At 46.0% G+C, this 22,341-nt stretch carries 19 protein-coding genes; 11 read left to right on the top strand and 8 right to left on the bottom strand.

Translation table 11 applies throughout. The features are described 5' to 3' along the window. Positions 1 to 46: 46 nt before the first annotated feature. Positions 47 to 589 (bottom strand): replication initiation negative regulator SeqA, encoded by a 543-nt coding sequence (gene seqA / locus K5Q99_RS07120; RefSeq protein ID WP_107947487.1) that lies wholly within the window; start codon positions 587 to 589, stop codon positions 47 to 49. Between the two features lie 297 nt (positions 590 to 886). Between seqA and K5Q99_RS07115 the strand changes: the two genes are divergently transcribed. From K5Q99_RS07115 to efp, 6 genes are all read left to right on the top strand, one after another. Then, positions 887 to 1,663, top strand: a complete 777-nt coding sequence (locus tag K5Q99_RS07115) for an alpha/beta fold hydrolase (protein WP_220776453.1) — start codon at positions 887 to 889, stop codon at positions 1,661 to 1,663. Positions 1,664 to 1,764: 101 nt separating this feature from the next. Continuing rightward, on the top strand, positions 1,765 to 1,986 hold the full coding sequence (locus K5Q99_RS07110) for a DUF2788 domain-containing protein (RefSeq protein WP_006081578.1): 222 nt from the start codon (positions 1,765 to 1,767) through the stop codon (positions 1,984 to 1,986). Positions 1,987 to 1,996: 10 nt separating this feature from the next. Then, entirely contained in the window at positions 1,997 to 2,269 is a 273-nt protein-coding gene (ybfE, locus tag K5Q99_RS07105) for a LexA regulated protein (protein ID WP_006081577.1), read from the top strand. A 54-nt stretch (positions 2,270 to 2,323) separates the two neighbouring features. After that, positions 2,324 to 2,851 (top strand): flavodoxin FldA, encoded by a 528-nt coding sequence (gene fldA / locus K5Q99_RS07100; protein WP_006081576.1) that lies wholly within the window; start codon positions 2,324 to 2,326, stop codon positions 2,849 to 2,851. Between the two features lie 112 nt (positions 2,852 to 2,963). Further along, positions 2,964 to 4,142 carry an elongation factor P maturation arginine rhamnosyltransferase EarP gene (earP, locus tag K5Q99_RS07095; RefSeq protein WP_220776452.1) on the top strand — a complete coding sequence of 393 codons (1,179 nt, stop codon included), beginning with the start codon at positions 2,964 to 2,966 and terminating at the stop codon, positions 4,140 to 4,142. Between the two features lie 45 nt (positions 4,143 to 4,187). Beyond that, entirely contained in the window at positions 4,188 to 4,748 is a 561-nt protein-coding gene (gene efp / locus K5Q99_RS07090; RefSeq protein ID WP_106650444.1) for an elongation factor P, read from the top strand. Between the two features lie 155 nt (positions 4,749 to 4,903). Here the strand turns inward: efp and K5Q99_RS07085 are convergent, their stop codons facing one another. Together K5Q99_RS07085 and K5Q99_RS07080 are read right to left on the bottom strand one after the other, a co-directional pair. Further along, positions 4,904 to 6,238, bottom strand: coding sequence for a glutamine synthetase family protein (locus K5Q99_RS07085; RefSeq protein WP_220776451.1), 1,335 nt, complete (start codon positions 6,236 to 6,238; stop codon positions 4,904 to 4,906). A gap of 310 nt (positions 6,239 to 6,548) precedes the next feature. Further along, positions 6,549 to 7,931 carry a Na+/H+ antiporter NhaC family protein gene (locus K5Q99_RS07080; RefSeq protein WP_106650442.1) on the bottom strand — a complete coding sequence of 461 codons (1,383 nt, stop codon included), beginning with the start codon at positions 7,929 to 7,931 and terminating at the stop codon, positions 6,549 to 6,551. Positions 7,932 to 8,706: 775 nt separating this feature from the next. On the opposite strand from K5Q99_RS07080, the gene K5Q99_RS07075 reads away from it, so the two are divergent. From K5Q99_RS07075 to K5Q99_RS07065, 3 genes are all read left to right on the top strand, one after another. Then, positions 8,707 to 9,921 carry a pyridoxal phosphate-dependent aminotransferase gene (locus K5Q99_RS07075; protein ID WP_106650441.1) on the top strand — a complete coding sequence of 405 codons (1,215 nt, stop codon included), beginning with the start codon at positions 8,707 to 8,709 and terminating at the stop codon, positions 9,919 to 9,921. Positions 9,922 to 10,167: 246 nt separating this feature from the next. Further along, positions 10,168 to 10,755, top strand: a complete 588-nt coding sequence (yfbR, locus tag K5Q99_RS07070; protein WP_220776450.1) for a 5'-deoxynucleotidase — start codon at positions 10,168 to 10,170, stop codon at positions 10,753 to 10,755. Positions 10,756 to 10,780: 25 nt separating this feature from the next. Next, the gene (locus K5Q99_RS07065; RefSeq protein ID WP_220776449.1) at positions 10,781 to 12,130 is read left to right on the top strand and encodes an anti-phage deoxyguanosine triphosphatase; all 1,350 of its coding nucleotides are present in this window, start codon (positions 10,781 to 10,783) and stop codon (positions 12,128 to 12,130) included. A gap of 196 nt (positions 12,131 to 12,326) precedes the next feature. On the opposite strand, the gene K5Q99_RS07060 is transcribed toward K5Q99_RS07065, so the two are convergent. The 4 genes from K5Q99_RS07060 to zwf are packed head-to-tail and all read right to left on the bottom strand — an operon-like array spanning position 12,327 to position 17,005. Next, on the bottom strand, positions 12,327 to 12,968 hold the full coding sequence (locus tag K5Q99_RS07060) for a bifunctional 4-hydroxy-2-oxoglutarate aldolase/2-dehydro-3-deoxy-phosphogluconate aldolase (RefSeq protein WP_006081567.1): 642 nt from the start codon (positions 12,966 to 12,968) through the stop codon (positions 12,327 to 12,329). Positions 12,969 to 12,988: 20 nt separating this feature from the next. Beyond that, the gene (edd, locus tag K5Q99_RS07055; RefSeq protein ID WP_220592920.1) at positions 12,989 to 14,815 is read right to left on the bottom strand and encodes a phosphogluconate dehydratase; all 1,827 of its coding nucleotides are present in this window, start codon (positions 14,813 to 14,815) and stop codon (positions 12,989 to 12,991) included. A gap of 9 nt (positions 14,816 to 14,824) precedes the next feature. Beyond that, positions 14,825 to 15,523, bottom strand: coding sequence for a 6-phosphogluconolactonase (pgl, locus tag K5Q99_RS07050; RefSeq protein WP_220776448.1), 699 nt, complete (start codon positions 15,521 to 15,523; stop codon positions 14,825 to 14,827). A 9-nt stretch (positions 15,524 to 15,532) separates the two neighbouring features. Further along, complete coding sequence (gene zwf, locus K5Q99_RS07045; protein ID WP_106650437.1) at positions 15,533 to 17,005, bottom strand: glucose-6-phosphate dehydrogenase; 1,473 nt, start codon at positions 17,003 to 17,005, stop codon at positions 15,533 to 15,535. A 312-nt stretch (positions 17,006 to 17,317) separates the two neighbouring features. Between zwf and K5Q99_RS07040 the strand changes: the two genes are divergently transcribed. Then, on the top strand, positions 17,318 to 18,172 hold the full coding sequence (locus tag K5Q99_RS07040; protein WP_106650436.1) for a MurR/RpiR family transcriptional regulator: 855 nt from the start codon (positions 17,318 to 17,320) through the stop codon (positions 18,170 to 18,172). A gap of 186 nt (positions 18,173 to 18,358) precedes the next feature. Next, positions 18,359 to 19,798, top strand: coding sequence for a pyruvate kinase (gene pyk, locus K5Q99_RS07035; protein WP_105252459.1), 1,440 nt, complete (start codon positions 18,359 to 18,361; stop codon positions 19,796 to 19,798). A gap of 255 nt (positions 19,799 to 20,053) precedes the next feature. Here pyk and K5Q99_RS07030 read toward each other — a convergent pair whose 3' ends face one another. Beyond that, entirely contained in the window at positions 20,054 to 22,333 is a 2,280-nt protein-coding gene (locus tag K5Q99_RS07030) for an acyl-CoA dehydrogenase (protein ID WP_220776447.1), read from the bottom strand. Positions 22,334 to 22,341: the final 8 nt, after the last annotated feature.

Below are 22,341 nucleotides of genomic sequence, written 5' to 3'. Positions count from 1 at the left end.
TTAGAAAATGTAGATAAATATCGTAATAACTTAGCTCACCCGCGGATTAAACGCGCTCGGCTATGCCAGCTGCAACCGTTGCATCACAGCCAAATTGCACTAAGACTTCGGATAAAATGGTGCGTTTCTTGGCGGTATTGTTATTGCTCGTCACCCAAAAACCACTGGTACCGATTTCTTTAGGATTCGCCGAGGCACTCGCTTCCAGTAATTGCTCTTTCGAACGGGCAAAATACAAACGATCGCGCCCTTGGATCTGCAAAATTTGTGAGAATTGCTCTGGGGCTAATTGATACAAACTTTCGAGCAAAAACAAAAAACGCCCAACTGCGCCTTTTTGTTGCGATAACAGATGTTCATCGACTAAACGACTAAAATCATTCACAGCAGGTGCAGTTTGCACTACGGCAGCTTGAATTGGTTCAGCCTCTAAACTTGGTTGGCTTATCGCCAAAGGCTGAGGTGGTTCGACCGCATCGACGGACAGGCCGAGTAATCGACGAAGAATGTCAGAGGCGCTCTCACCAATACGTTCTGTTTTGCTGGCAATATGACGATAGAGCTCTTCATCAACTTCGATATATTTCATAACCTTAATTATCCTTTGTTATTCGACAGGCTTAACCGAAAAAAGTGTACCACAGCGATCGGGGCAGATCATTGCGATCGGTTAACAGTGTATCCATGTCTATCAATCTGATAAAGCGTCATTATTCTAAAAATGCGTGAAATAGCACAGCAAACTAGCAGATAATCGGCAATTGTCGAAAAAGCGCCCAAGTTAATTGCCGCATATACGCTAAAGTAGCAACTGACTTGTCAAGCCAACGGCATTAAGGGCACAATTCGCGCCACGTTAAGCTAAACATATCCAACAGGAATCACCATGAACTTTGTTTCTACAGGCCAAGGACCCGCTGTACTCTTGATCCACGGCTTGTTCGGCAACCTAGATAACCTCAAAGGCCTAGGGCAAGTATTAGAAAGCCAGTATCAGGTTATTCGTGTCGATGTGCCCAATCATGGTTTAAGTGAGCATTGGGATGAGATGGATTACCCTCGCCTCGCCACTGCCATGGTTGCATTACTCGACGAACAGGCTATTGAACGCGTCCATATTGTGGGTCACTCCATGGGCGGTAAAATCGCCATGGCGACAGCGTTAGCTCATCCAGAGCGCATTATCAGCATGGTGGCAGCCGATATCGCCCCCGTCGCCTATGAGCCAAGACACGATACAGTGTTTGCCGCATTAGCAAGTCTGCCCTTAGAAGGTCATACCGACAGACGGTTTGCCCTAAACCACTTGATTGACAAAGGTATCGACGAAGCCACGGCGCAGTTTTTACTCAAAAACCTGCAACGTACCGACACAGGCTTTCGTTGGAAGCTGAATTTAAGTGGTCTAAAAGCTTGTTATCCTAATATTATTGGCTGGCATAATCAGGCGCCAAATCCAGTACAAAGTTATAGCGGCCCGAGTCTATTTATTCGCGGCGGTGACTCGAATTATGTTACGAGTGAACACAGAAGCGCTATCATGGCGCAATTCCCTGCGGCGCAAGCGAAAACCCTCGAAGGTTGCGGTCATTGGTTACATGCACAAAAACCCGCCATCTTTAATCGAATTGTGTCTGAATTTATTGACAAACAAGCAATGTAAATCAGCAGCAAACTCGACCTAAAGCATATGGCAGCCGCCATCTTGATGTGATATATTCGCGCCTCTTTTGGCCTTAGAACACTCTCGAGGACTAAGAAAGTATGTTATCTCAGTACATGGAACAAATTGAAACCATCGGCCTGAACCTGTTTTTTGCCTCGATATTTTTCTTTATCGGCATGGCCATCCACGATGTGCTTAAACAAGGTAACGTGCCGAAATTTGGTCGATTTATTGTTTGGTTAGTGTTATTTCTCGGCTGCGCCGGGTTTATTGTAAAAGGTATTATCCAGATCACTTGGGAAGGCTCAGGGATCGGTTAACAATAAGAACATGGCAAAAGAAGCGACAGACAGAACCACCATTGACCTTTTTGCCAATGAAAAGCGCCGGGGCCGCCCACGAAGTAATCCTTTGTCCCGTAGCCAGCAGCTTAAGGTCAACAAACGCAATCAAATCCAGCGCGATAAAGCCAACGGATTAAAGCGAATAGAGTTAAAGGTGTCACAAGATTTGTATGACGCCTTGAATGAGCAGGCATTGGCCAGTAACATCAGCCGTAGCCAGTTAATCGAATTAATTCTTCAGCAACAAGTTGAATGCTGAACGAGTACCAGCAAGATTAACCTAATAAGTGAACTAGACATTAAAGGATAGACAATGGCAACTGTAGGTCTTTTTTTCGGTAGCGACACAGGTAACACCGAAGCTGTAGCCAAAATGATCCAGAAAAAACTGGGTAAAAAAATGGTTGAGGTGAAAGATATCGCCAAAAGTACCAAAGAACAGATTGCAGAGTATGACTTGCTGCTGTTCGGCATTCCGACTTGGTATTACGGTGAAGCACAATGTGACTGGGACGATTTCTTCCCTGAATTAGAGCAAATTGATTTTACTGACAAACTTGTCGCTATTTTTGGTTGTGGTGATCAAGAAGACTACGCTGAGTATTTCCTCGATGCCATGGGCATGGTTGGCGATATTGTTCAAGCGCGTGGTGGTATCATCATTGGTCACTGGCCAACTGCGAGCTACAACTTCGAAGCCTCTAAGGGTCAAGTCGATGACGACCACTTTATTGGCTTAGGTATCGATGAAGATCGTCAGCCAGAACTGACCGAAGAGCGTGTCGATGCTTGGGTTAAGCAAATTTACGAAGAAATGTGCTTAGCAGAATTAGAAGACTAATTGGGCTAACCATTTGATTAAAGCGGCCTTAACGCCGCTTTTTTTATGCTTATATTTTTACTTATTGCAACTATCTACTTGTTGTAACTAAGAATAACGACATATCACACTCATGACCAATACACCCCGCTCCACCCATTGGGATATCTTTTGCACTGTCGTCGATAACTATGGCGATATTGGTGTCACTTGGCGTTTAGCCAAACAAATGGTTAATGAGTACCAGATTCCCGTTAATTTGTGGGTCGACGACCTCGCAAGCTTCTCTCATATTTTACCGACACTCGATCCACTAAAAGCCACTCAAAGCTTCAATGGTGTGAATATTATTCATTGGAAAGAGCCTTTGCCTGTAGCGTTTGTCGCAGGAGCTATGCTCATCGAAGCCTTTGCCTGTGAACTCCCTGAACAGGTAAAAGCGCAGCTGGCTTATTTACATCAGAACGCCCCAAAATCTGTACCTATCTGGCTGAATTTAGAGTATTTAAGCGCTGAGGATTGGGTCGAAGGCTGCCATGGTTTGCCTTCATTACAAGCCAATGGTTTAAAGAAGTATTTTTACTTCCCGGGCTTTGGCGCAAAAACCGGTGGGCTCATCTGCGAGCAAAATTTGTTTGCAGAACGTGATGCTTGGCAAGCTGATACTGCCAATAAATTGCAGCTTTTTACTGATCTAGGTCTTAAGGACATTCAGGCACAAGACACTGTTATTAGCGTTTTTAGCTATGAGACCGAGGCACTGCCCGCATTATGCGAGTTATGGCAGCAATCGGCCGAGAAAATCCATGCGCTTATTCCCAAGGGTCGTAGCTTAAACAGTCTGACGCATTTACTGCCCTGTGACATTGCCGCGCTCGTTCCGGGTCAACAGATAAATCATGGCAATTTGACTCTGCACATTTTGCCTATGACAGATCAACAAGGCTTTGATCGCCTGCTCTGGAGCTGTGATTTTAATATCGTCCGCGGCGAAGATTCCTTTTTACGCGCCCAATGGGCCGCAAAACCCTTCATTTGGCACATTTATCCCCAAGAAGATGATTATCATCTCGTAAAATTAGAAGCTTTTCTCAAACTTTACTGCGATAATCTGCCACCTAAAATTGCTTGTTATTGGTCTGAATTGAATCTTGCGTTCAACCAAGCACAGCAATCTGCCGTGAGCCTTCACTGGCAAAACCTTAATCCTGTTAATTTGCCCTTGTTGCACCATGCTAAACAATGGCCAATTAATGCATTAAATGCTGCAGATCTCGCTACTCGACTAGTTCAGTTCGTTAAAAACAGCTAAGATACTGCGCGAAAACAGAAAAATCTAAATATAGGAAATAGTGTAATGAAAACTGCTCATGAAATCCGTCCTGGTAACGTGATCATGTTAGATGGCAGCCCATGGGTTGTGCAGAAAACTGAAACAACTCGTTCTGGCCGTAACGCTGCTATCGTTAAGTTAAAGTTGAAAAACTTACTGCTTAACTCTGGTACTGAAACGACTTTCAAAGGTGAAGATAAGTTAGAAGACATCATCCTAGATCGTCTTGATTGTACTTATTCTTACTTTGCTGATCCTATGTTTGTATTCATGGATGCAGAATACAACCAATACGACGTAGAAGCTGAAAACTTAGGTGATGCAGCGGCTTATATCGTTGACGGTATGGAAGAAACTTGCCAAGTAACTTTCTACGATGGCAAAGCTATCTCTGTTGAAATGCCAACCACTATCGTACGTGAAGTAACCTACACTGAGCCTTCAGCGCGTGGCGATACTTCAGGTAAAGTAATGAAGCCTGCGACTATCACTGGCGGCGGCACAGTCAGTGTTGCTGACTTCGTGAAAGTTGGCGACAAGATCGAAATCGACACTCGTACTGGCGAATTCAAGAAGCGCGTTTAATCGCCCTTCTCGTTTCCAGACGAAGAAAAGCCAGTGCATGCACTGGCTTTTTTGTCGCAGTTTTTTAGTCGTGTGATTTGTGGGATGTATTTGTGGGATGTCAGTCACTCAAGGGATAAAGCGTTATCCAGCAACATCCCCTCAGAAAATAAGCACTAACATTGCGGCCCTAAAAAACGTCGCTCCCAAGCCCCTATCTCACTCAAATAACTTTGAAACTCGATTTCCTTCACCGACACAAACCCCGTGACAAAATCATCCCCGAGTAAGCGCCTTGCCGAATCACTTTGGCGCATTTGCGTTAATGCAGCGAGAAATGTCTGCGCTAAGTCATGGCTGCTCTCATAAGCACTACCGGTTTCTGGCGCGCTTGGGGATAGTTTTTCTTCCATTCCCGCAAGTCCCGCAGCCAAAGATGCCGCAATCATCAGATACGGATTAGCATCGGCGCCCGCAATACGATTCTCTACCCGTCTCGCCACTGGCGCACTCAATGGCACACGTAAGCCAGTGGTGCGGTTATCAACGCCCCAGCTTAAATTAATCGGCGCTTGGCTACCGGAAATGTAACGTCGGAATGAATTGATATTAGGTGCAAATAACAACATTAAATCAGGTAGATATTTCTGTAATCCGCCGATGTAATGGTGAAAACGTTCAGTGTCGCTACCATCGGCATGGCTGAATATATTATTGCCTTTATCATCGACGACACTTTGATGTAAATGCATAGAACTGCCGGGTTGGCCAGCTATGGGTTTCGCCATAAAAATTGCGTTCAAGCCATGTTTAATGGCGATTTCTTTCGCCGCGTATTTAAACATAAAAGCTTGATCTGCTAAGGCCAGCGGATCGCCATGCACTAAGTTAATTTCATATTGCGATAGCCCCATCTCATGGATCCAAGTATCTCCTTTGATCCCAATCGCATCGATAGCGGCATTAAACTCATCCCAAAATGGTGCGAGTTCATTGAGCATATTCATACTAAACGCAGATTGACCGTTTTCAGCTCGGCCACTTTTTGAAATGGGCGCCTGATACGCCACACTCGGATCGGTATTCGCCTCCGTAAGATAAAACTCAATCTCAGGGGCCACCACGGGCGTTAACCCCAAGGCTTGGTAACGGGCCAACACATTCTTTAAAATGGAGCGCGGCGCAAATGGACATAAATGACCATCGAGCAGCACACAGTCATGGATGGCAAATGCACGTGGCACTGTGCTCCACGGGATCATTTTTAATGTACTGTAATCGGGGACTAATAGGAGATCAGGGTCGGCATCAGGGAAAATAGGATCGTAGGAATATTCCCCAGTAATTGCCTGCATCGAAATCGCTTGGGCAATACGTAACTCAGCCCCCTGAGCAAAGCTTCGGGCTGGCATGAGCTTCCCCCTTGGATAGCCTGAGATATCGGGGAATAAACATTCGACATCACGTATGGTGCCGTGCTTGAAAAACTCAGTAAGAAGGGTTGAGTCCATTTGATTCGTTTGCCACTAATGTTGAAAATAACACCATGAAGGATGCAAAGTATAATCAGGCTTTGATTTGAAAAGCTACATGGCAATGATGAAACATGTAAAATATAAATGACAATTTCGTAAAATATAATTTGACATCGTCTGAAGTTCTCCCTTCAAGAGTGGAATCGCCTTCAACCTAGTTCAAGCCTAATCACTTTGCCTCATTATTGATTCACTTTAGCCGCCTAATCCTATAACGGCAGACATAAAAAAACCAGCCGCAGCTGGTTTCTTATATTAATGGTGACTGGTTCGACAGTGGCCTAGGCTATGCAATCACAATAAAGCCTATAAATGCGATTACTGCTGCAATAAGCGCGTAAGGTAACTGAGTCACTGCATGGCTTACTAAGTTACAACCTGAGCCTTGGGCGGCCAATACGGTTGAATCTGAGTAGAAGCACGCTTGGCTACCAAATGATGATGCTGACAACAAGGCACCAATCACTAATGGGATATCCGCACCCACCGATTGCGCTAATGGCATAACGATAGGAATAGTTACCGCAAAAATGCCCCAGCTCGAACCTGTGGCAAACGCGAGGATCGCCATAGATAAAAACACCACTGCAGGCAGCAATTTAGGCGTCATAAACGGGCTTAAAGATTCAATCACGTACTGCGGCAGTAATAACTGATCGCACACATCCTTAAACACAAACGCCGCAATCACAGTGCTAATCGCCGGTAGCATGCTCTTAAAACCATCGATCATCTGATCCATCATCTCGGATAACGGCATTAAACGTTGCACCGCATAATAAGGAATCGTGATCACTAAGGTCGCCAGCAGGCCTTTCCACACATCGATATCAAAGTACACGGTAAAGGCCACTAACAAACAAATCGGCACTAAAAAGTTATGCAGCTTGCCATGATTATCGGCGTGCTTAAATTCCTCTTCGATGGCTTTAACCGCATATTCATCCGAGGTTTGCACTTGGTCGAAATCCACTTGGGCTTCTGCTGGTTCGCCTTGGGCAGCGCGCAGCTGCGCAGTCTTCATCGGACCAATGGCAGGCACTATGCCGAGTGCCACAAGCAGCACCATAGCCACGGCTAACCAAGCATAAAGCATGTAAGGAATCGCTTGCATATAAACAGCAATGCCCTGACCTTCTGCTGCCACACCGTTATCGACCAGTAATCCACCAAAGAATACAGCCCAGGTCGACAATGGCACTAACACGCACACGGGCGCGGCGGTGGAATCTACGACATAGGCGAGCATCTCACGGGACACTTTAAACTTATCCGTTACACGCTTCATGGTTTCACCCACGGTCAGCGCATTGAGATAATCATCGATGAAAATCACGATCCCAAGAATAAAGGTCATCAATAGGGACGATTTGGGTCCCTTAGCAAATCTCAGTGCATTACGACCAAACGCTAATGCGCCGCCGGTGCGGACCAAAAGCGCGATCAGCGCACCAAAACCACCACACACCAAAATCAACCAACCTATGGTTTCATCGGCCATGACCTTCAATGACACACTGGCAAAATTGTTTAAGACTTGACTGGGATCGAGTAACAGGAAACCGGTTACCGCACCTATGATCAGAGATAAAATGGGACGGCGTAACCAAATAGCTAACACCAATACCACCAAAGGTGGGATGAGACTTAACGCTGTCGGTTCAGACATGCACTTAGGTCCTCTAAATAAATCGCCTAAAAGGCAAATGGTTTTAGAATAACGTCTGAAATCAACATGATTTAGAACGTCAACACAGCTGCTTCATGATGACTAACCCTGAAGATAAAACCCGCGAATTGCTTGCTATCTGAGGTGCCTTGCCAAAAACATCGCGCAGAAAATAAAGCGCATCGAATATTGAGTCAACTATAAATTTAACTTGATAGAAAATAATTTTAACGGTCGCTGACAAAATCAACATAAAACTTTAATTTTAAAGCATTTTAACTCACTCGCAACGAAACCGTGAATGATCCTACTAGCTTAATAAGCATTCAATAAATATGCCTATTTATCACAAGGTCATATACAGTTTGCATAAGTTGATCTTATCGAGGAACTGTGATTAAAAATCAATCATTAAGCTTTTGCTAAAATACAATTTTCCCCGACTAAGATTTATAGGACGAACAAAGGAAACGAAATAACCGTCAACCACTGAAAATGCATTTCTGTTAAGCGTGATTATTTTCTTCTTACATCTAAAAAACACGTAAAGCAGGTTTTATTTACCACCATCGACAGTCTAACGTTCTTTAAAGCATACAAAAGTCAGAATATAAAACTTGTTCTTATTTCATTAATTGACTGTTAAAGCATATTTAACTAAGTAGTATTTATAAAAAAAGTCCTATTCTGTGCAGTTCCCCCCTTTCATCTACAGTGAAATTTCGTTATGGTGCGCTAACTTAAGCCAAAACTTTATGCATGTTCCGAGGTGTAAATGCGCCCTATCATCAAATCCAACAAGCTAGATAGCGTTTGCTATGACATCCGCGGCCCAGTGCACAAGGAAGCCAGACGTTTAGAAGACGAGGGTCATCGGATCCTCAAACTTAACATTGGTAATCCTGCACCCTTCGGTTTCGAAGCGCCTGAAGAAATTGTGCGCGATGTGATCCTTAATTTACCCAGTGCCCAAGGCTACTGTGAGTCAAAAGGATTATTCTCTGCCCGCAAGGCCATAGTGCAGCATTATCAAGCCCAAGGGATTTTTGGTGTCGATATCGAAGATATCTATATAGGCAACGGCGTCTCAGAACTCATTATGATGGCGATGCAAGGTCTGCTCAACACGGATGATGAAATTTTAATCCCCTCGCCTGACTATCCACTGTGGACGGCGGCGGCCAACCTCGCTGGCGGCAAAGCCGTGCATTATCGTTGTGATGAAGAAGCGGACTGGTTCCCCGATCTCAACGACATTAAAAGCAAAATTTCATCGCGTACCCGCGGTATTGTACTGATCAACCCGAACAATCCTACGGGCGCGGTTTACAGCAAAGAATTACTGCTGCAAGTGGTTGAACTTTGCCGTGAACACAGCTTGATTTTATTTGCCGATGAAATTTACGACAAAATTTTGTATGACGAAGCCAAGCATGTTCCTGCGGCTAGTCTTTCTGATGATATTTTAACTGTTACCTTCAATGGGTTATCAAAGGCTTATCGCGCAGCGGGCTTTCGTGTCGGTTGGATGATGTTGTCTGGCAATCTTAAGGCCGCGAAGAGCTATATCGAAGGTTTAGAGATGCTCTCTTCGATGCGCCTGTGTGCAAACGTGCCCAATCAACATGCGATTCAAACTGCGCTCGGTGGCTATCAAAGTATTAACGAGCTGATTTTACCTAATGGCCGTTTGACCGTTCAACGGGATGCCTGCTACGAATTGCTTAACCAAATCCCGGGCGTCAGCGTGAAAAAACCTAAGGGCGCACTCTATGCTTTCCCTAAACTGGATATGAAGAAATTCAATCTACGGGATGATGAGCGCTTAGTGCTGGATTTACTCAGAGAAAAGAAAATCCTGTTAGTGCACGGCACAGCCTTTAATTGGCCAGAGCCTGACCATCTTCGAGTGGTTTTCTTACCCTATAAAGAAGATCTGAAAAAAGCATTTACCGAGTTTGGCGCCTTCCTCGAAAACTATCGACAGTAGGTTTAGCCTCAGTTAACGGTTTGAGTCATAAAGCGATCCGAGTGGTCGCTTTATTTTTAGTGATTTGTACAAAACCTCCCGCTCATGCTCACGTGTCATCCAAGGCTGTGATAATCTAACACTTCATTAGCGTCAATACTGCTTATTCAACTCGTGTCACGTCTTCCATTGCAGCTTGTCGCCTTTTATTCACTCATTAGCAGGTAAAACATAAGTTATATACTTGGTCACTTTTACAGGAAAACTATGAGTCACTTATTTGCCCATTTAGCTCGAATGAAACTTATCCAGCGCTGGCCTTTGATGTACAACGTTCGCACTGAAAATGTTCAAGAACACTCGCTGCAAGTTGCCATGGTGGCCCATGCACTGGTGATCATCAGCAATAAAAAGTTCGGCACGACGCTCTGTCCCCATCAAGCCACCAGTTTGGCGATTTTTCACGATGCCAGTGAAATCCTCACGGGTGACTTACCGACGCCGGTGAAATACTTCAACAAAGAAATCGAAGCCGAGTATAAAAAGATTGAGGCGATTGCTGAGCAGCGCATGCTGGATATGGTGCCAGAGGAATTTAAAGCAGATTATCGCAGTCTGTTCATCAGCGATTACGCCGATCCCGTTTACAAGACCATAGTGAAATCGGCTGATACTCTGTGCGCATACCTTAAATGTCTTGAAGAAAACCGCGCCGGCAACAGTGAGTTCAATACCGCCCGTAAGCGCCTCGAAGACATGTTGGCGACAAATCCTGACCCCGCCGTACAGTATTTTATGAACTGCTTTGTGCCCAGTTTCACCTTGAATTTAGACGAAATTAACAAGATGCTTTGATTTTCCACTCTCGCTAGGAATGCATATGACTTCAAGTGTTTGGCAAGAACGCCGTCATGGTGAAGATAAACAACGGCGTAACGATCACCGCAGCCCTTACCAAAGAGACAGGGCGCGTATTCTCCACTCGGCCGCCTTTCGCCGCCTCCAGGCCAAAACGCAAGTGCTCGGCGTTGGTATGAATGACTTCTATCGCACCCGATTAACCCACTCACTCGAAGTCTCGCAAATTGGCACTGGCATAGCCGCGCAGCTCAGACGCAAATATCCACAACATAAGCAGCTGCTTTGCTCTATGAGCTTATTAGAGTCCCTGTGTTTAGCCCACGATATTGGTCATCCTCCCTTCGGCCATGGCGGTGAAGTCGCATTGAATTATATGATGCGCGACCACGGCGGTTTTGAAGGCAATGGCCAAACTTTTCGCATTTTATCGAAACTTGAGCCTTATACATTAGATTTCGGGATGAACTTATGTCGGCGTACCATGCTCGGGATTTTAAAATACCCTGCGCCGCACTCGACGCTATTTGTCGCGGGCGAGCATAGTGAAATCACCAACTACAGACAGTTAAAACCGTCACAATGGCCGCCGGTTAAGGGCATTTTCGACGATGATAACGACATCTTCGCTTGGGTGCTTGAGCCTTTGTCTGAGATGGATAGCCGTCGTTTTACATCAACTCAGCAAGGTTCACACCCCGCCCTGCACCACTATCCACATCTGCGAACCCAGTTTAAATCCTTCGATTGCTCGATTATGGAACTGGCAGATGACATCGCCTATGCGGTGCACGATCTCGAAGATGCGATTGTGATGGGCATAGTCACAGCGTCCCAGTGGCATCAAGATGTGGCGCCGACACTCACGAACAGCAGTGATGCGTGGATAAAACAAGAGCTGGCAGATATTGGCAACAAGCTGTTTTCCCATGAGCATCACCTACGTAAAGATGCCATAGGCACACTCGTTAATGGCTTTGTCACCGCGATTGTTATCTCAGAAGATGACGTGTTTGAAGAACCATTATTGCGCTTTAATGCAACATTAGAGCCCGAATTTGCCATTGCGCTCAATGTGCTCAAGCAACTGGTTTATAAATACGTGATCCGTAAACCTGAGATCCAAATGCTGGAATATAAGGGCCAGCAGATTGTGATGGGATTATTCGAAGCCTTCGCTTCCGATCCAGAGCGTTTACTGCCACTGAACACCCAAGAGCGCTGGCGCGAAAGTGAGCAACAAGGCTTAAACAGTCACAGAGTGTTGGCGGACTATATTTCAGGGATGACAGATGAGTTCGCGGGGCGACTGTATCAACAGTTATTTAGCCCCAAAGCCGGCTCAAATGTGGAACTGAGTAAGGAAATGTAGCCAAGCAGACATTGCGCTGCCCGACTTGCTATAAAGCCAGACCGTTTGTAAATGTGCGAATTTCTATAAAAACTAAACTTTCTATAGCGCCCGCTGTCACAGGCATTCTTTATCAAAGGCGAAAGATGAAAGATGAAAGACAAAAAACCACCTTGCGGTGGTTTTTATTTTGTCACTATTTCAAGTCAAGCTCGATTTATAAAGCGCCGATGGCATCTTTACAAAGTTGAGTGATACGATCCCAATCGCCGTGTTCCATTGCATCCGTTGGCGCAATCCAGCTGCCGCCAATACAATCGACGTTCTTCAGCGCTAAATAATCTTTATAGCTGCTTGGCGTAATGCCACCTGTTGGGCAGAAGCGAATATCCGCTAGCGGTCCCGAGAAGGCTTTGAGCGCATCCACGCCACCAGAGGCTTCAGCTGGGAAGAATTTAAAGTGGGTGTAACCAAGCGCCATCCCCGTCATCACTTCTGAAATACTCGCAACACCAGGGATCAATGGTACAGGACCATGCATACCCGCTTTGAGCAGTTCAACTGTCGCGCCTGGGGTGATAATAAATTGCGCGCCAGCGGCAATCGCAAGATCTAGCTGAGCTTCGTTTAAGATAGTACCCGCTCCCACTAAGGCCTCTGGCACTTCTTTGGCGATTTTAGTGATAGCTTCGAGTGCACAAGGCGTACGCAAAGTCACTTCTAACACGCTAATGCCGCCGGCAACCAGTGCTCGCGCTAATGGCACCGCATGTTCAATCTTGTTAATCACCATAACAGGAACAATAGGGCTGCGTTTAAAAATATCTTGTGGTTGTAGTGACCAGTTATTCTCAAGCATTGCGTTATTCTTCCTTTGTATTAATAAAGTTCATCGATGGCATTAGTACAACGCGCACCAGTTTCTGGACTACTTAGATTGGAACGTAGCGCACTAAATAACTCGCGGCCCATGCCATAACGTGAGCGATGTAAATCAACTATTCCCGCGGCTCTGGTGGCAAGTTCAGCTTCAGATACAAGCAGGCTCAGTTCGCCTGTTAACGCATCGACACGGATCAAGTCGCCATCTTGGACTTTGGCAATTAAACCGCCATCTAAAGCTTCTGGCGTTAAGTGAATCGCCGCAGGGACTTTACCCGACGCGCCAGACATACGACCGTCGGTCAACAGCGCAACTTTAAAGCCTTTGTCCTGAAGCGTGCCCAATAATGGGGTTAACTTATGCAGTTCTGGCATACCGTTGGCTTTCGGGCCTTGTCCTTTAACTACAACCACGCAATCTCTATCCAGAGCACCGGCTTGGAACAAGGCATCGAGTTTGTTTTGATCGTCAATCACTACCGCGGGCGCTTCAACGACACGATGTTGTGCTTGTACCGCCGATACTTTGATCACAGCGCGGCCTAAGTTACCTTTCAGTAATTTCAAGCCACCGTTGTTTTGGAAAGGTGATGCGACAGAAGTTAACACTTCAGTATCTAAACTGGTTGTTGGACCATCCACCCAGCGCAGTTCACCGTCGAGCAGTTTTGGCTCTTGGGTATAACGGCGTAAACCAAAGCCCGCAACGGTATTCACATCTTCATGCAATAGACCCGCATCGAGTAATTCTTTAATCAAGTACGCCATGCCGCCCGCGGCGTGGAAATGGTTGATATCGGCGTGACCGTTTGGATACACGCGCGCCACTAATGGCACGGCATCGGATAATTCAGAAAAATCATCCCAGTTCACGATAATACCGGCAGCGCGAGCCGCGGCGACGATGTGCATGGTCAAGTTAGTAGAACCGCCAGTAGCCAAAAGTGCCACTATGCCGTTCACCACAGACTTTTCGCTGACCACTTCACCGATTGGGGTATATTGAGTACCCATTTCAGTTAAACGACACACTTGCTTAGCCGCCATCTTGTTTAAGGCTTCACGCAGTGGATCATCAGGATTCACAAATGACGAGCCTGGTAACTGCAGGCCCATCACTTCAAGCATCAGCTGATTCGAGTTTGCCGTGCCGTAGAAAGTGCAGGTTCCCGCACTGTGGTAAGACTGGGCTTCAGCTTCTAACAGCTGTGCACGGTCTACTTTACCTTGGGCAAATTGTTGACGGATACGGGCTTTTTCTTTGTTCGGGATACCTGATTTCATCGGACCTGCCGGCACGAATAACATAGGTAAGTGACCAAAACTTAAGGCGCCGATAAGTAAACCTGGAACAATTTTATCGCAAATGCCGAGCAGTAAAGCGCCATCGAACATGTTGTGAGACAAACCCACAGCCGTTGCCATAGCAATCACTTCACGACTCAGTAAGCTCAATTCCATACCGGGTTGACCTTGAGTCACACCGTCACACATGGCCGGCACACCGCCCGCCACTTGTGCAACACTGCCGACTTCCTGACAGGCTTTTTTAAGCAATTCAGGATAGCTTTCATAGGGTTGGTGCGCAGATAACATGTCGTTAAATGCCGTCACTATGCCGATGTTCGCCTTATTCAATTGACGCAATGCATTTTTGTCGTCTGGATTACAGGCGGCAAAACCATGGGCTAAGTTGCCACAGCTCAAGGAGCTACGGTGTACACCATGGTTACGAGCATCATTCAATGCGGCGAGATAACCTTCACGTGACGCTTTGCTACGGGCAATAATTCTGTCGGTAACAGCTTGAACTACTGAGTGCATCTTGACTCCTTAAGCGCTCCAGAGCACATCAACGGGCGTTTTACGCTGCGCTAATACGGCTCTGATAGGCATAACATGGACATCATCACTTTCTAACGCTTGACGATATACGGATAATTTCTGTTCCCCGACCAAGTGCAGATAAATTTGTCTGCTGTTCAGAATCGCACTCTTAGAGAGCGTGATCCTGCCGTGGGGCGCTGTGGTGGGGTTAGTCGCCACGCACAGGGCTTGGGTTGTGAGCGCATTTTCAAGCTCAGCACTACAGGGAAACCAAGAGCAAGTATGACCATCGTTACCCATGCCTAACACCACCACATCAAAAGGACGAGGGAAATTAGACAAAGACTCGGCGGCCATATCGGCGCCCGCTTCTGCGGTCGAAAACATGTTTTTTAAACCGCGGAATTTGGCATTTGCCGCACGGTTTTGTAATAAATGTTCACGCACTAGACGTTCATTAGACGCATCGGCGTCAGCTTCAACCCAGCGCTCATCGGCGAGAGTGATATAAACATCACTCCAATCGATGGACTTCATGCTCAATAGTTGAAATAACTTAAGCGGCGTCGAACCACCGGAAACCACTAGGCTAGCTTTTCCGCGGGCATCGACGGCTTCCTGTAACTGGCTCGCAATCTTGCTGGCCAGTTGCTGTTCTAAGGCACTTGGCGTATCGAAAGATTTGAATACGGTTTCTTTAATCATCAAAGTCTCCTACTCGTCCCACGAACGGCCATCTTTGGTAATCAAAGCAACTGACGCAACTGGACCCCAAGTGCCCGCAGGATAAGGTTTTGGTTTTTCGTTGCTTTGTTCCCACGATTGAATAATGCCATCTACCCAAGTCCATGCCTGCTCGACTTCGTCGCGGCGCACGAACAGCGCTTGATTACCGAGCATGGCTTCAAGCAATAGACGCTCGTAGGCATCGGCGATACGTTCATTTTTGAAGGTATCGGAGAAGCTCAAATCGAGTTTAGTGGTTTGTAAACGTTGTTTTTGCTCCAAACCTGGCACTTTGTTCATCATCTGGATTTCAACCCCTTCATGGGGTTGCAGACGAATCGTCAGCTTGTTCGGTGGCAGATTTCGGTAACTTGAGCGATACAAGTTATGTGGTGGGTTTTTGAAATACACCACAATTTCAGAGCTCTTAAACGGCATACGTTTACCGCTACGTAAATAGAAAGGTACGCCCGCCCAACGCCAGTTGTCGATATCCACACGAATAGCCACAAAGGTTTCTGTGTGTGATTGAAGGTTGGCGCCTTCTTCTTCTAAATAACCCGGTACTGGGCTGCCCTTTAAGAAACCGGCGCTGTACTGACCGCGCACGGTGTTTTCATACACATTGTCTGAATTAATCGGACGCAGTGATTTAAGCACTTTAACTTTTTCATCACGTATGCTGTCAGCGTCTAAGTTAACCGGTGGATCCATTGCAACCAGCGTTAACACTTGCAGCAAATGATTTTGGATCATGTCGCGCATCTGACCCGCTTTGTCGAAGTAACCCCAACGGCCTTCGATACCCACTTCTTCTGCTACCGTAATTTGGACGTGGTCAATCGTACGGTTGTCCCACTTAGAGGCAAATAAAGAGTTGGCAAAACGCAGGGCAATCAAGTTCTGTACGGTTTCTTTACCTAAGTAATGGTCGATACGGTAAACCTGACGTTCTTTGAAGTAAGCGGAAACTTGATCGTTGATAACGCGAGAAGAGTCTAAATCTGAACCGATTGGCTTTTCGAGTACCACGCGTGAATCTGGGTGAATAAGATCTTGCTCGTGCAAACAACGGCAAATGTCACCGAATATCGCAGGTGGCGTAGCAAAGTAACTCACCATGACACGCTCTTCTGGTTTGAGCAGTTCATGGAAGGCACTGTAGCCCGCTGAATCGGTAAAGTTAGTGCCTATATAGTGGCAGCGGGACAGGAAACGTTGGAGAGTCTCTTCGCACAAAGGCTCTTTCACGAAGGTGTTTAAGGCAAGCGTGACTAATTCGATAAACTCTTCTTGAGTAAACTCATCTTTCGCGACACCGATCACTTTCGTATCTTTATCGAGAAGTTCAGCTTTATCTAGCTGGTATAAAGAAGGTAACAACTTGCGTCGTGCCAAATCGCCTTTAGTACCAAAGAGTACGAAGTCACAAGCTTTGGCGCCTGATGTTGTTTTGCCCATTGCGTTACGATCTCCTTTGTATGTCGTGTCCCTTCATGTCGATGAAGAAATCCACACTTTTGTTGTAATATAACAACAGAATTTGTTAAATGCATCTATTTTTATAAATATTAACATTCTTGCTAACTAGGCACTTGCAGCATAAATCTGATATGCTTTTTGTGCTTAAATTACTGAAGCTAGTAAAGTCTTATTTCAAAATTGTACTGAAAAGTTACTACAAAGAGTCTCTTTGTGGGCCGCCGGCCTTGATCTGTCACCCACAAAACTAAAAAAATAAAATTACATTCTCAATTTAGCGGACATACGCGTATGAATACCCTAGAAAAGGTTCAAAAAAGCCTCACCCATTTTAGTAAATCAGAACGCAAAGTTGCAGAGGTGATCTTAGCATCACCACAGACAGCTATACATTCTAGCATCGCCACACTGGCTAAGATGGCAGATGTCAGTGAACCTACTGTGAATCGTTTCTGTCGCCGCTTAGATACTAAAGGCTTCCCTGATTTTAAGTTACATCTAGCGCAAAGTCTCGCTAACGGTACTCCTTATGTGAGCCGCCATGTTGAAGAAGATGACTCACCAGAATCTTACACGACAAAAATCTTCGAATCTTCAATGGCTTCGCTTGATACCGCTCGTCAGAGTCTCGATATTTCAGCCATCAACAAAGCCGTTGATATACTGACTCAAGCTAAGACGATTTCCTTTTTTGGCCTAGGAGCCTCCGCTTCTGTTGCCCATGACGCACAAAATAAATTTTTCCGCTTTAATGTGCCTGTCATCTGTTTTGACGATGTTTTAATGCAACGCATGAGCTGCATAAACAGCAATGAAGGCGATGTTGTCGTGTTGATATCCCACACTGGCCGTACTAAGTCATTGATTGAGATAGCCCGTTTAGCAAGAGAAAACGGTGCAGCTGTAATTGGTATTACTGCCCGCAACTCACCTTTATCGATGGAATGTACACTGCCAGTGACAATGGAAGTGCCAGAAGATACCGACATGTATTTGCCTATGGCCTCGCGTTTAGCCCAATTAGTCACTATAGATGTATTGGCAACGGGTTTTACCTTACGTCGAGGTCCACGTTTCCGCGATAATTTGAAACGCGTAAAAGAAGTGTTAAAAGAGTCTCGCATCAATAAAGATCCGATACTGTAACTCACTTCCTTTTCTAAAAATGGCTAGCGTTGATCCTTTTCCTAGCCATTTATCGTGCAAATATCAGCGATACCTCACAAATTTCATACATAACTTTAGATCATTTTGATTGTAACTTTACTACATAATCTGGAATTGCATGGTAATATAGGCCCAAGATTTTTTTAACTTTAACGGAGTATCCTTATGTTCCGCAGAACCAAAATCGTCACCACTCTAGGTCCCGCTACCGATCGTGATGATAATCTACGCCGCATCATCGCGGCAGGTGCAAACGTTGTACGTCTTAATTTCTCCCACGGTTCCCCTGAAGATCACTTAAAACGAGCGACTCAAGCGCGTGAAATCGCTAAAGAGTTGGGCGTTCATGTGGCTATTCTGGGTGACTTACAAGGCCCTAAAATCCGTGTTTCTACTTTCAAGGACAATAAGAAAGTACAACTGGTATTAGGTCAAGCCTATGTACTTGATGCCGAGTTAGCCAAAGGTGAAGGCGACGAGACCCAAGTGGGTATCGATTACAAGCAATTGCCTGATGATGTGACTGTTGGCGATATCCTGATGTTAGATGATGGCCGTGTTCAATTACGCGTTGAGCGTGTTGAAGGCCGTAAAGTGCATACCACAGTGACTGTGGCAGGCCCTTTATCTAACAACAAAGGTATTAACAAGCAAGGCGGCGGACTTTCTGCTGCTGCGCTAACCGAAAAAGACAAAGCTGACATTTTGACTGCGGCAATGATCCAAGTGGATTATTTAGCCGTGTCTTTCCCGCGCAGTGGTGCTGATTTAGATTACGCCCGTGATCTTGCCCGTCAAGCCGGTTGCAATGCCTTGATCGTGGCTAAAGTTGAACGCGCTGAAGCCGTTGCGACCGATGCGGCTATGGACGATGTGATCTTAGCATCTGACGTGGTTATGGTTGCCCGTGGTGACTTAGGTGTTGAAATTGGTGATGCTGCGCTCGTTGCGGTGCAGAAGAAATTAATCGCCCGTTCACGCCAACTGAATAAAGTCGTCATCACGGCCACTCAGATGATGGAATCGATGATTTCAAGCCCAATGCCAACCCGCGCCGAAGTAATGGACGTGGCGAACGCAGTGCTTGATGGTACCGATGCTGTGATGTTATCTGCTGAAACTGCTGCCGGTGACTTCCCAGAAGAAACCGTTAAGGCAATGGCAAACGTGTGTGTTGGCGCTGAATCTCACCCAAGTGTGATTGTGTCTAAGCATAGATTAGATGTGCGTTTCACTTCAGTTGAAGAAACCATTGCACTCTCGACTATGTATGCAGCAAACCACCTAGAAGGCGTTAAGGCGATTATCGCTCTGACTGAATCGGGTGCAACACCACAGTTGATGTCTCGTATCAGTTCTTCACTGCCAATCCTGGGTTTATCACGTCACGCAACAACCTTAGCCAAAATGGCCTTGTACCGCGGCGTGTTGCCAATCTACTTCGATTCAACGATCCACCCAGCCGATGAGCTAGCGCAAAAAGCGTTAGAAGCATTAACAGCGGCAGGTTATTTGAATAGCGGTGATATGGTACTAATGACCAAAGGCGATGCAATGGAAACGATTGGCGGCACTAACACCTGTAAAGTGTTAATCGTAGCTTAGGTTGCTTAAGCTTCTTCTAACAACTCAAGCGCGTTAGAAAACAGCCAATAAAAAACCACCTCATGAAGGTGGTTTTTTTATATTGACTGTTTTTTGTAAGTGCAGATTTCTGTTAATGCTGATTTATCGGCTCTCATTGCTGAGGGGAATCTAAGCGGCCCAAGCGGAGTAATCATCAAACTTAACACCGCTTAGACCAGACCGTACTGACATTAAACGCTGACATTAAACACTAACATCAAACACTAGCAATCACTATAACGCTTCGAAATCATTCACATTAATTGCCGCTAAGCGCAGCTTATCAGCATGCTGCAATTTTTGCTCTTCATCGGCAGTGATTACGCCAGTCTCGAGGGCTTTTGCAAACAAGACGAGATTAGGCACTTTGGCTGGCAACTCACCGGCACGCTGCGCTTTCTTCAGCTTTTTATAGATATCTTTACAGGCATACTGAGCGACAAACGCTTGCTCAACTTCAGCAATACCGCCCTTATCTCCTTCAAATTCAGGACATAAGAAGGTAATACGGTCACGAGCAGGACCAGGCTTCAACATGCCGCCGACTAAATCGGTCGCCATTTTGTCGCTCGGTGCAGTGAAGTGATTACCCAGCGGGAAAATTAAGCCGCGCAGTAACCAGGCCACAGGACGGCTTGGGAAGTTACGAATCGTGTCTTCCAACGCTTTAGCCGCCAAGTGCAAACGATTGGCCATTACATAACGTACTGCTGGCAAATCGTCCTGCTGACGGCCATTATCTTCATACAACTTCAAGGTTGCTGAGCCTAAATACAGCTGGCTGAGCACATCGCCCATACGTGCCGACAGCATTTCTTTACGTTTTAAATCGCCGCCCATGATCAGCATAGATAAATCTGTCATTAAGGCTAATGCAGACGAAATACGCGACATATCTTTATAGTACTGCTTAGTTTCACCGCTCACTGGCGCACTGCCAAAACGGCTACCGCTTAACGCGCTAAACAAAGCACTGAAAGCATTACGCGTGGCATAACCCATGTGACCCATTAATAACGCATCAAAATGCTCTAAGGCTTCATGTTGGTTTTCCATCGCTGCGGCTTCCATTTCGGCAAGCACGTATGGATGGCAGCGAGTCGCACCTTGACCAAAAATCATCAATGAGCGGGTTAGAATATTCGCGCCTTCGACAGTGATCGAAATTGGATTCGACATATAAGGGTGGCCTAAATAGTTTTTAGGTCCTAATTGAATGCCCTTACCCGATTGAATATCCATGGCATCGTTCATCACTGAACGGCCTAATTCAGTCATGTGGTACTTAGCTATCGCGGTCACGACCGAAGGTTTAACTTTAAGATCGATACCCGTGGTTGTTAAACGGCGTGCGGCTTCTAACTGATAAGTGTTGGCAATAATACGCGCCAGCGCTTCTTGCACCCCTTCAAACTGGCCAATTGCCATACCAAACTGGTGACGCACATAGCTGTAAGCCGTTGTCGTCTTAGTCGCCATGTGACCAGAAGCCGTAGCCAATGCTGGCAATGAAATACCGCGGCCCGCCGACAAACACTCAACCAGCATACGCCAGCCTTTACCGGCAAATTCAGGTCCACCGATAATCCAATCCAGCGGGATAAACACTTCTTTGCCTTGAGTTGTACCGTTCATAAACGCCATGCCCAGCGGATTATGACGACGACCAATGACCACACCAGGATGATCCGTGGGGATCAACGCACAGGTAATGCCTAAGTTTTTCTTATCGCCAAGCAAGCCTTCAGGATCGCGCATTTGGAACGCTAAACCCAAAACCGTCGCCACTGGCGCCAGCGTGATATAACGTTTATCCCAAGTCAATTTTAGCCCGAGCATCTCTTCGCCATTGAAGGTATCACGGCACACAATACCCACATCGGGGATAGCGCCGGCATCACTGCCCGCTTCTGGACCGGTTAATGCAAAACAAGGGATTTCATCGCCTTTAGCTAAAGCGGGTAACCAGCGTTCTTTCTGCTCACTCGTACCATAGTGGGTCAGCAGCTCACCCGGGCCTAAAGAGTTTGGCACCATTACTGTAACAGCAGCGCTTACGCTGCGGCTGGCTAATTTGCTGACAATGGTAGAGTTAGCATAGGCAGAGAAAGCTTTACCACCGAATTTCTTCGGAATGATCAGAGCGAAGAAACCTTCTTTCTTGAAGTATTCCCACAACTCTGGTGGTAAATCTTTACGGTTATGCACTATGTCGAAATCATCGATCATCGTCAGTGCTGTCATCACTTGATTATCGATAAAGTCTTTTTCTTCAGCGGTCAGCGTTGGTTTGCCGTAGCTGTGCAAGGTATTCCAGTTAGGATTTCCGCGGAACAACTCCCCTTCCCACCAGACATCACCAGCTTCCATCGCTTCGCGCTCGGTATCTGAAAGTGGCGGTAAGACCTTCTTGAAAAAACTAAAAACTGGGCGGGTAATAAACTGCATCCGGATATTTTTCACCGCAAACAACACGACAATGGCTATCAGGGCAAGAATTATAATCGTCAACATTATCAAGA

Source organism: Shewanella hafniensis (assembly GCF_019655335.1).
Taxonomy (GTDB): Bacteria; Pseudomonadota; Gammaproteobacteria; order Enterobacterales; family Shewanellaceae; genus Shewanella; species Shewanella hafniensis.
This window is presented reverse-complemented; position numbering and strand designations above follow the sequence as displayed.